The 9,160-nt window shown below is 47.8% G+C and carries 10 protein-coding genes and 1 pseudogene; 3 read left to right on the top strand and 8 right to left on the bottom strand.

Annotated features, from left to right (window positions below; genetic code table 11):
- Positions 1-746, bottom strand: a 746-nt coding sequence (locus LBJ25_05050) for a hypothetical protein (GenBank protein MDR1453322.1), incomplete at its 3' end; no start/stop codon positions are given.
- 110 nt (positions 747-856) lie between these two features.
- On the opposite strand from LBJ25_05050, the gene LBJ25_05045 reads away from it, so the two are divergent.
- Positions 857-1,186 (top strand): helix-turn-helix domain-containing protein, encoded by a 330-nt coding sequence (locus LBJ25_05045; protein ID MDR1453321.1) that lies wholly within the window; start codon positions 857-859, stop codon positions 1,184-1,186.
- A 49-nt stretch (positions 1,187-1,235) separates the two neighbouring features.
- Here LBJ25_05045 and LBJ25_05040 read toward each other — a convergent pair whose 3' ends face one another.
- From LBJ25_05040 to LBJ25_05025, 4 genes are all read right to left on the bottom strand, one after another.
- Positions 1,236-2,042, bottom strand: a complete 807-nt coding sequence (locus LBJ25_05040) for a hypothetical protein (protein ID MDR1453320.1) — start codon at positions 2,040-2,042, stop codon at positions 1,236-1,238.
- A gap of 56 nt (positions 2,043-2,098) precedes the next feature.
- Complete coding sequence (locus LBJ25_05035; GenBank protein ID MDR1453319.1) at positions 2,099-3,160, bottom strand: hypothetical protein; 1,062 nt, start codon at positions 3,158-3,160, stop codon at positions 2,099-2,101.
- Between the two features lie 116 nt (positions 3,161-3,276).
- Entirely contained in the window at positions 3,277-4,299 is a 1,023-nt protein-coding gene (gene ispG / locus LBJ25_05030; protein ID MDR1453318.1) for a flavodoxin-dependent (E)-4-hydroxy-3-methylbut-2-enyl-diphosphate synthase, read from the bottom strand.
- Complete coding sequence (locus tag LBJ25_05025) at positions 4,284-5,303, bottom strand: UDP-N-acetylmuramoyl-L-alanyl-D-glutamate--2,6-diaminopimelate ligase (GenBank protein ID MDR1453317.1); 1,020 nt, start codon at positions 5,301-5,303, stop codon at positions 4,284-4,286. The genes ispG and LBJ25_05025 overlap by 16 nt, the downstream gene beginning before the upstream one ends.
- 54 nt (positions 5,304-5,357) lie before the next feature.
- Here LBJ25_05025 and LBJ25_05020 point away from each other — a divergent pair, with 54 nt between their 5' ends.
- Both LBJ25_05020 and ribD read left to right on the top strand, forming a co-directional pair.
- Positions 5,358-6,032 (top strand): hypothetical protein, encoded by a 675-nt coding sequence (locus LBJ25_05020; GenBank protein ID MDR1453316.1) that lies wholly within the window; start codon positions 5,358-5,360, stop codon positions 6,030-6,032.
- A 34-nt stretch (positions 6,033-6,066) separates the two neighbouring features.
- Entirely contained in the window at positions 6,067-7,134 is a 1,068-nt protein-coding gene (gene ribD, locus LBJ25_05015) for a bifunctional diaminohydroxyphosphoribosylaminopyrimidine deaminase/5-amino-6-(5-phosphoribosylamino)uracil reductase RibD (protein MDR1453315.1), read from the top strand.
- Here ribD and lepB read toward each other — a convergent pair.
- The 3 genes and pseudogenes from lepB to LBJ25_05000 form a co-directional block, all read right to left on the bottom strand.
- Positions 7,126-7,854, bottom strand: coding sequence for a signal peptidase I (lepB, locus tag LBJ25_05010; protein ID MDR1453314.1), 729 nt, complete (start codon positions 7,852-7,854; stop codon positions 7,126-7,128). The genes ribD and lepB overlap by 9 nt on opposite strands.
- A 128-nt stretch (positions 7,855-7,982) precedes the next feature.
- Positions 7,983-8,345: pseudogene (rplS, locus tag LBJ25_05005) on the bottom strand (50S ribosomal protein L19).
- Between the two features lie 83 nt (positions 8,346-8,428).
- Positions 8,429-9,148: an NAD-dependent protein deacylase gene (locus LBJ25_05000; GenBank protein MDR1453313.1), complete on the bottom strand. Its 720-nt coding sequence runs from the start codon at positions 9,146-9,148 to the stop codon at positions 8,429-8,431.
- Positions 9,149-9,160: the final 12 nt, after the last annotated feature.

The raw sequence follows: 9,160 nt of genomic DNA, 5'->3' as shown, positions 1-9,160 counted from the left end.
TTCGTCGCTATATTTCTAGGCGAAGCCATGCCTGTTTCAAAGAGGCCCATAGCATTAGCTCCTGAAAGGTATTTATCTGTACCGCCATATACACCAGCACAACTCTGTCCGATATTTTGTGGATTGTGGTCGAAAATGAAACGGTGCTCGTGGCTGCCGCCGCTGATCGAGGCGGAGTGTCCGTGCGACGGTAAGTGTTCTTTGGCTAAAGTCATTTTTCCGCCGCCGGTCGGGCTATCACTCGCCGTTCCGCCGCGCAAAAATCTGCCGCGCAAGTCCGGCGTGCCGCCTGTGCCATCGCAGACCTTCCAGTTGCTTTGGAACACCGCGCCAGCGTTCAGCCAGCTGCTGGCGTTCATCGCCAGTATCATACCTTTCGGCAATAATACATTGGCCAGTTGTTGCGCGAGATTATACACTTGCGCCTCGGTGGCGAATTTTGTGCCGTCATTGGCAGCGTCAGTTGTCTTGGCCGCGCCTAATTTTGGTTCAGCCGCCTCGCCAGTTTTGCCAAAAGTTTTGACGCCGGTTATCGTTTCGTTTCCAGTTTTGTGTATCGCGCTTTCGTAAACCGCTTTGGCAGACGGATACTCGTCATCGGTAGACGCGCTGGATAGGCTGGTTGCTTTATTCGCCACCTTTTCTCTGGTATTCAGCGCCGCGGTCATGCCCGCCGCCGAAAGCGGTTCGCCTTTACTGATAAAATACGGCTCTCCTGCAAAATTGTCTGTGTAATCGTTGGCCATAAAGATACCCCCTCTAAATAGTGACTAATAGACATTTTATACTAATTCTAACAGTAATTGGTATATTTGTCAATAAGAGAGAATAATATCACTCTAATAGGAGTAGTGTTATGCAGGAAAAAGATTTATTTCAACTTTTAGGTCACAATGTTAAGTTATGCCGCAGCCGTTATGCCTGGTCGCAGGAAGAGCTGGCGGAAAAAATAAATGTTTCGGTCAATTTTGTCAGCGCGATCGAAACCGGACGCAGATGGGTGTCGCCGACCACCATGCTGAAACTTGCCGAAGCTTTTGGACTGGCTGTTTACGAACTGCTCAAGCCTCCGGCCAGCCCGCCGCCGGAATCCCTAAATCTGCTGACCAAGTACAACCGCGACGCCTGTAATTTGTTGAACAATTTACACCAAAAATATTTAGTCCAGTTTTGTCAGGTTAAGTAGTTTAACGTTCGATCAGTTTAAAAAGCTCCTCAACCAATAAGGATCGTCGTTATTTCAGAATACGCGCCTGACCCTGTGAATTCAAAATCATCAGTCTGGCGGAGCAATGCTGGGTTGGTAGCAGCAAGCAAGAGTAACGATTCGCATTTATAAGACCGATTTCGATAATATAAAGATTATAATTGGCGGCAAGACCAAAATCTTTTGCCGGGCGCACTAGAGGTTCTTTGAATGTGTAGGCAATAATTTTGCCGACATTGTCCAAACGCACTCCGCCAGCCCGGAGATTTTGCAAAAAGGGCAGTTCAAAAGGCAAGTCATCGCTCAGCGTCAATGTAAAATAGTTCGTGGCGAAAGATAAGTAAACATTGGTTACGGCTAATTTTCCAAGCTCTGGCACAGGAAAGTTTTTAAAATCATTATTGAACATTACACCGCGGGCTTTGCCGTCAAAGGTCGCATAGACCGCGTTAGCGTAGGCCAGGCTGTCTGTAAGTTGTATTTCCAGAGGCGACTCCAATCCCAGCACATAAACCCCGTTATGCCGCAGATAGCCCAAGGAGTTTGCGGAAATAGTCAGGATATTATCTTGGCCTTGAAGGTTAAGCCTGACTGCTGGAAACCAAAATTCCAAAGGATAATTAAGCGGATCACATTTTAGGCGGCTGAGCATTACTTCTCCGACCAAAGGCAGGCTGCGGCTGATACGCTCACGCAGAACGAATGTCGAAAATCCAACGACGTCTTGAGTCAAGCTTTTTATATTGGGCTTACTGATCTGTAGTTTATTCACTGGGTTGAGAAAAACATTCTGTTTTTCGGCAGAGGAAATAAACTTGTTTGAAAAAATTTGCATAACACTTACTAATCGAAAGTTCTCCACAAGTGTTGCAAAATTTTTCCCGTTGGAGTTTATTGTGGCGAGGAAAACATATTCCTAGCCTGCTGCCAAATAGCACCCTCAGACTTTCGTTTGGCGCAAAACCAGATGATTAACTTTCCTCTAGAATTTTTAATCGGCGCGCCTTGGCTATCGGTAAGATTGCTGAATTTCCAAGTAATAATACCGTAGGGAAAAGGCGTTTGACTGTTTAACGGACGCACAACAAATAGGCCTGTATCATCAAATAATTCACGGGATTCCAGTTTATATTTGGCAAACAAGTCAATCAACAGGGTTGAATTTTCCAAATCAACTCTCAGGTGTTCTTCGTCGAAAAGCTCCTGCCTTAGGTCAAAGTTTTCACTGCTTATAGAGTCAAAGCTGTGTGTTTTAATTGCTTCGTTGTAAACAAGATTTTCGATATTATTAGTTAACTGTATATCTTCAGACCAGTAAACACTGCCTTGTTCATCTTTCATGTTTAATAACTTTTTGGCGGTCTCTCCATAAATAGTAGGAATAAAAGCCTGCTCAAAATTGCCCTGTGGCAGACGAACTGGCGCGACCAGTTGATTGCCATTTTCATCCACCGCGTCTAAAATCAGTAAATAGGATTTTTCATTCTCAGTAGCAGCCGGATTAGGCAGTATGGCCAGGGGGCGCGCAATCAAAGCGGTTAGATTTTCTATATCTTCCTTTTTTACAGAGTGGCTGTGAAATTCATCCGTACCATCTCTGCCGGCTGCATCGGCTGATTCCGGCTGGCCAAGAGCTTTGCCTATAGCATGCAGGCTGATGACCAATTCGCATTTTGGCAGGCCATAGTTTTGCAAACTCTGAGGAACTATTCCTAAAGATATTAGAATTCCGCGAGCTGTTTGTGCCGGAGTTAAAGGGTTTGCTTTGTTTTGATAATCTTCCCGTGTAGAATAGTGAAACATACTGTCGTTTATACTATTTTTAAATTCCTCGCTAGAAACTGCCTCTAGTATGTTGTGTATGCGGATTTCGTCTCGGTCGTGTATTGCGCTAATTATTGTGGCTCGTTTGTTCTTCCAGTATTCTCGCATACTGATTTGCTTGGTATACATAACCAGTTCCTTTCGTAACTAATCACATACTAACCTCTATAAATAAATCGAGTTGAAAGCGGAAAAAATGCAGTGATTTTTTGTGTTGTGTTTTTGAACGAACCTCTTAAAAAACTTTAAGCGCGTTCGATCAGTTTAAAAAGTTCAGCTACTAGATTTTTTTCCGGCACAGTTTTTAATTTTTTTCCCCTGGCGAAAATAAGGCCCCGCCCTTTGCCGCCGGCAATGCCGTAATCCGCGTGCGCGGCTTCGCCGGGGCCGTTGACCGCGCAGCCCATCACGGCGACAGTGATATTTTTATTTATTTCTTGCAGCTTTTGCTCGACTTGCTTGGCCAATCTGATAATATCGATCTGCGTGCGGCCGCAGGTGGGGCAGGAAATGACTTCGGGGCAGGCAAGCAGCCCTAAAGACTTGAGTATATAGCGCGCGGCGGTAACTTCCTGTACCGGAGCGGCGGTGAGCGAGACCCGCACCGTGTCGCCCAGCCCGCGGCTAAGCAGCGCGCCAAGGCCCACCGCCGATTTTATAGCGCCGTAATATTCCGTGCCGGCTTCGGTAATGCCAACATGCAGAGGGTAATTGCGTTTTCGCGCTATGCGCGTGTAGGCGTCCAGTGAATCGCGCACCGAAGAGGATTTGAGCGAAAGCACAATATTCCGGAATTTCCGCGCCTCAAAAAACTCACAATATTCTACAGCCAGCCGCGCTAGATCCTTTTTGGCCGAGCCGGAATTCGCGCCAATGCGGATGGGAATATGCCTCTTTTTAGCCGCGACGATGATTTCTTTTAATTTGGCCGCGCCTTGAATGTTGCCCGGATTGAGGCGTATTTTGTCCGCGCCAGCTTCGAGCGCGCCGATGGCCAGACGGTAATCAAAATGAATGTCTGCCACGACCGGTAGAGGTGAGAGTTTTTTTATACCAGCAAAAGCCTCCAGCGCTTTTTGGTCAGGGACAGCCACGCGGATAATATTGCAGCCGGCCGCGGCACAGTCTTTAATTTGTTGAACAGTCGCTTTGACATCGGTCGTGAATGTGTTGGTCATCGACTGCACGGCGATCGGATTCCGCCCGCCGATTTTTACGGAACCGATCGATACGACTTTGGTGGGTAAGCGGATTATTTTTGCCGGCATTTTTTTAGCGCCTTTTTCGCTTCTTCGCGGTCATCGAAATGCTGCTTTTTCCGGCCGAGCACCTGATAAGTCTCATGTCCCTTGCCGGCCAGCACGACAAGATCTTCAGCCTGCGCCAGCCGCACGGCCTGCTGGATCGCCTGACGCCGGTCGGCCTGCACGATAATTTTTTTGCGCCGGCTAAAAAAGCCCTGATGCATACCGGCCAAAATGTCTTGAATAATTGCCTCTGGTTTTTCCGTGCGTGGATTATCCGAAGTTACCAAACAAATATCGCTTTTGCGCAGCGCCAGCCGCCCCATTTTAGGCCGTTTCCCTTTGTCCCGGTCTCCACCGCAGCCAAAAACCGTGATAAGGCGGCCGCGGGATTTTTGTTTTTGGCGCAAATCGGACACGGCGTTCAGGAGATTTTCCAGACCATCGGGCGTGTGGGCATAATCGACAATAACGCCGGGGTTTTGCTGAATGACCTCAAAACGGCCGGGGATAGGAGATAATCCGGCGAAAAGTTTTTTTAATTTTTTTTCCGGCAAAATATTCAGGCTTTTCAGGACGGCCAGCGCGGTCTGCATATTGTGTTCGTTAAATTTACCAATGAACGGATGCGTAAAATCGATTTTTTCCCGGCGCCAGTCACGCGGAGTTATTTTTATCCCGCAGCCACGTTTTAACCAGCCGTACTTCACTTTTTTGTAGGCGCGGAAAGTCTTGTGATAATCCAGATGGTCGCGCGTGATATTGGTCAACGCTTTGACGTGAAAAAAAATCCCCTTGACGCGGTCTTGATGAATGCCGTGCGAGGAAACTTCCATGACCAAATATTCCGTGCCGCGGCGTCTTTCCTGCTCAAAAATCTCCGCTAATTCCCAGGGCGACGGCGTGGTCAGGCGGTTGGTGATCGTGCCGATCTTGGCGGTTTTATAACCAGCTTTTTGCAAAATCTCGCAGACAATATGCGTGGTGGTCGTTTTGCCGTTGGTGCCGGTGATGCCGATGACTTTCATAGAGTTATTAGTATATCATTTGCAACAATTATAAAAAACTTACGAGTAATAGACATGCTAATTGCTGATACGGAAAAAACAGTTTATACCAGCAACTCCAATAATAAAGATTGGGGCCTCGCCAGATTAGAAAAACAAAAGGAATATTTTGTTGCGGCCTATAATGCCAGCGGCCAGGTTATTCCGGGCAGCGCTACGCTGGAATACAGCTGGTATAAGCGAAAAAGAAAATTTGCCGATGTCCGGGCTGATCTGGAGATGCAGGGAGTGGATTTATCCCGCACGACGCTGGCTGTTCAGCAGGAGCAGATCTGGGAACGTTTCAGCGGCAATTATTCTTTCAGAGATCGGATGCCGGCGCGGAATATTAAGGAAGAACTTACCGATTACGAATACTGGATAAAGCATCAGGACGATGCGGAATTTTTGCAGTATCTGACAGACTGCAATGTAGACACACACCGCACGCAGGATGTGGTGAAACAGGAAAAAAATTATTTTGATTATATTAATTTTATCGAGACCGCCAGGCATTTGCCTAAAGATCAAAGGCGGGGTGAACGTCTGGACGGAATTACCTTGAAAGTGTCCGAGCTGGACGAGGAACAACGCAGAGAGGATTGTTTATACCGCTGGCAATATAATGTCTTGAAAGGCCACATCAAATGTTTACCCTATTGCCGGATAGATATAAGAAAAGAGATTATCAGGATCGTGGCGTATTATTAAGAAGCAGGGCTCGGCTTTATAGTATAATTTTACCATGCAAAATCAGGACGAATTTTTTATGCGTCGCGCTTTTGAGCTGGCGCGGAAAGGGACAGGCTACGTTTCGCCCAATCCGCTGGTCGGCGCGGTGATCGTCAAAGGCGGAAAAATTATTGCCGAGGGGTATCACCGCGCCTGCGGAAAAAACCACGCCGAACGCGAGGCCATACTCAACCTCGCTGGAAAAAATCCGATTAAAAACTGCGCGCGCGGCGCGGCTCTGTACGTCTCGCTGGAGCCCTGCGCGCATCATGGACGAACGCCGCCTTGCACGGACATCATTATTGAGGCTGGAATAAAAAAAGTCGTCTTCGCTGTCCGCGATCCCGATCCCCAAGTCCACGGACTTGATCCCGCGCGTCTTTTAAAAAAAGCCGGCCTGGAAGTAGTTTATCCGGTTTTAGAGGCAGAGGCGCGGGAGCTGAACAAAGTTTTTTTCCACAATCAAACCGCCGGACTGCCGTACATCACGCTTAAATCCGCCGTTACGCTGGACGGCAAGATCGCTGACGCGCGCGGCCGGAGCAAATGGATCACCGGGCCGGAAGCGCGCGCGGCCGGGCAGCGTTTGAGACTGGCGCATGACGCCGTGCTGGTCGGAAAAAATACCGTGCTTCAAGACGATCCGCGCCTAAATATCCGTCTGCCCGGGATCAAAAAAGAAAATTACAAGATCGTCCTCGGCGCGCGCGGGGATTTTCCCCGCGGCGTCAAGCTCCTCAATGATCCCCAGGCGCTTTTTCTCGGCGACATAGCCAAAGGTCTGCCCGCTCAGGGCAATATACACTCGGCGGCGGCGCTAAAAAAAGCCTTGCGTTTTCTCTATAGGAAATTCCAGATCTGCTCGATCCTGGTCGAGGGCGGCGCGGCGGTAAACACGGCTTTTCTTAAAAGCGGTCTGGTCAATGAATGGCGGTTATTTATCGCGCCCAAAATTTTAGGCGGCGGCGCGCTGCCAGTATTTGGCGAGCTCGGTATCAATAAACTATCAGAATTCTATCACGCCAAAATTTGCTCTGTTCAGGAGATTGGCGGGGATCTTTTACTGAAAATTTTATTTTAGTATCCGCCAGCGCCACGGCGGCAGGGCGATCCAGCGCGCTACGCCGACCAGATGATCTTCCGGCACAAAACCCCAGTAACGGCTGTCCGAGCTGTGCGGCCGGTTGTCTCCCAGCACGAAGTAATGCCCAGCCGGCACTTTGAGCGGCCCGTAATAACTATTATCATTGTGCCAGGTAAATTTATCCTGCCCCGGCAAATACTCGCCGTTGACCAGCACGCGGCCGTTACGCAACTCAACTACATCGCCCGGCAGGCCGATGCAGCGCTTCACATAATCCATGCCGGCGCGTCCGGGCTGAATAAAATAGGCGCGCATGGTTTTTCCGTCAATTTCATACACGTACTCGCGCGCGGGCTGCGGCGCAAGCGGCACTTTGAAAATCACAATATCCAGCCGTTTTGGCTTCACGCCGAAATTTAACAAAAAACGGGTTTTGACCAGCGGGGATTGGGATTGAAACCAGGGGTTGGGCAGAACAAAAAGCAATTTGTCGGCATACCAGGCCTCGCGCAGAGGATTGGACAGGCCAAAATACAGGCGGTTGACGATCAGTACATCACCGATATTTAGCGTTGGGATCATCGACCCCGACGGAATGATAAAAATCGTCAAAACCGTCGCTTTCAAAAGCAGCGCAAAAATAATAACGCCCAGTATCGACCAGATCGATTCTTTTTTCCTGGGTTTTAGCTCATTGTTTTTTTTCTGAAAAAACATTACGCTGGCGGCGCGGCTGGCGTATCGGCGGCGGCTTTGGCGGCTTTTTCGGCCAGCTTAGCCTGTTCACGCGCTTTATCCTGTTCTTTACGCAAGGCTGATTTTCTAGCGGCTGCCTCAATGTTTTTCTGCAAATCTTCTTTGACGCGGGTGATCTTCGAACCGATCAAGTCACGCAGGTAAAACAATCTAGCGCGTCTGGCTTTGCCGTATTTGACCAGCTCGATCCTGGCCACCGTCTTAGTATGTATGGGAAACATCTTTTCCACACCCACGCCGTCAACCACTTTGCGCACGGAGACCATTTCATTGACGCCGCTACCGTGCCGGCTGATGACCACGCCTTCAAAAACCTGTATCCTTTCTTTTTTCTTGTCACCGACGCCTTCAATAAGGCGTTGATGCACTTTGACAGTATCGCCAGCGCGGAAATTGCCTATCTCGGCTTTCTTTTGCCTGTTTTCGATCTCCTGTATCACGGCATTTTTCATAATTGCTCCATTCCCTAAAACAAGGGAAAATAGTTTATTATATTATTTTAGGGGTGTCAACAAAATATGGCCGCCCTCTGAGCTCAGATAATTTCTTTTATAAACTCCTGCAAATCGTTAAACCGCATTTCTGCCAGTTCGTCTAATGGTGTCGGCATATCATTTACGATAATGACTTTACCGCCATTTTCGACAACCATTCGAGGAAAGTAACCGACAGGCTGAACAACAAGCGACGAACCAAGTACAAGCATAAGGTCAGTTTTTGAAATTTCCGTATAAGCGTTAGCTAGAGTTTTTTCATTTAACATTTCGCCAAAAAACACGATCTCGGGCTTGATTAGTCCGTTGCATTTATCGCAATGCGGCACTTTATTGTCTTTAACAATAGGCGCGATTTCCGCAAAAGAATATTTCCGCTGACAATCCGTGCAGTAATGCGCTTCCGGCGAACCGTGTATTTCTATGACATTCTGCGAACCGGCTCTGGTATGAAGCATATCAATATTCTGGGTTATGATAGCGCGAATGATATTCTTTTGTTCCAATTCTGCTAAAGTTTTATGAATAAGGTTTGGCTGATACTTATCCAGTCCATAAATAAAGTCTTTGGTTTGAGTGTAGTAGTATTCCGGCTCGTGAAAGAAATAACCTATATCAAAAATTTTATCGGCATTAAAATCTTTATATAGTCCATTTTTACCTCGAAAATCACGAATACCTGACAGTGTTGACACCCCCGCGCCGGTCAGTGCAATTATGTAGTTTGAATTGTTCAGTAAATCTTTTAATTGGTCTGACATAACTATACCTTT

The organism is Candidatus Margulisiibacteriota bacterium, from assembly GCA_031268855.1.
GTDB lineage: Bacteria > Margulisbacteria > Termititenacia > Termititenacales > Termititenacaceae > Termititenax.
This window is presented reverse-complemented; position numbering and strand designations above follow the sequence as displayed.

What these genes read in the sequence shown, in the direction of transcription:
- ribD (MDR1453315.1), top strand. Translation starts at nt 6,067, where the DNA reads ATGCAAAATCAGGACGAATTTTTTATGCGTCGCGCTTTTGAGCTGGCG.
- LBJ25_05045 (MDR1453321.1), top strand. Translation starts at nt 857, where the DNA reads ATGCAGGAAAAAGATTTATTTCAACTTTTAGGTCACAATGTTAAGTTA.
- LBJ25_05000 (MDR1453313.1), bottom strand. Translation starts at nt 9,148, where the DNA reads ATGTCAGACCAATTAAAAGATTTACTGAACAATTCAAACTACATAATT.
- LBJ25_05020 (MDR1453316.1), top strand. Translation starts at nt 5,358, where the DNA reads ATGCTAATTGCTGATACGGAAAAAACAGTTTATACCAGCAACTCCAAT.
- LBJ25_05025 (MDR1453317.1), bottom strand. Translation starts at nt 5,303, where the DNA reads ATGAAAGTCATCGGCATCACCGGCACCAACGGCAAAACGACCACCACG.
- ispG (MDR1453318.1), bottom strand. Translation starts at nt 4,299, where the DNA reads ATGCCGGCAAAAATAATCCGCTTACCCACCAAAGTCGTATCGATCGGT.
- lepB (MDR1453314.1), bottom strand. Translation starts at nt 7,854, where the DNA reads ATGTTTTTTCAGAAAAAAAACAATGAGCTAAAACCCAGGAAAAAAGAA.
- LBJ25_05035 (MDR1453319.1), bottom strand. Translation starts at nt 3,160, where the DNA reads ATGTATACCAAGCAAATCAGTATGCGAGAATACTGGAAGAACAAACGA.
- LBJ25_05040 (MDR1453320.1), bottom strand. Translation starts at nt 2,042, where the DNA reads ATGCAAATTTTTTCAAACAAGTTTATTTCCTCTGCCGAAAAACAGAAT.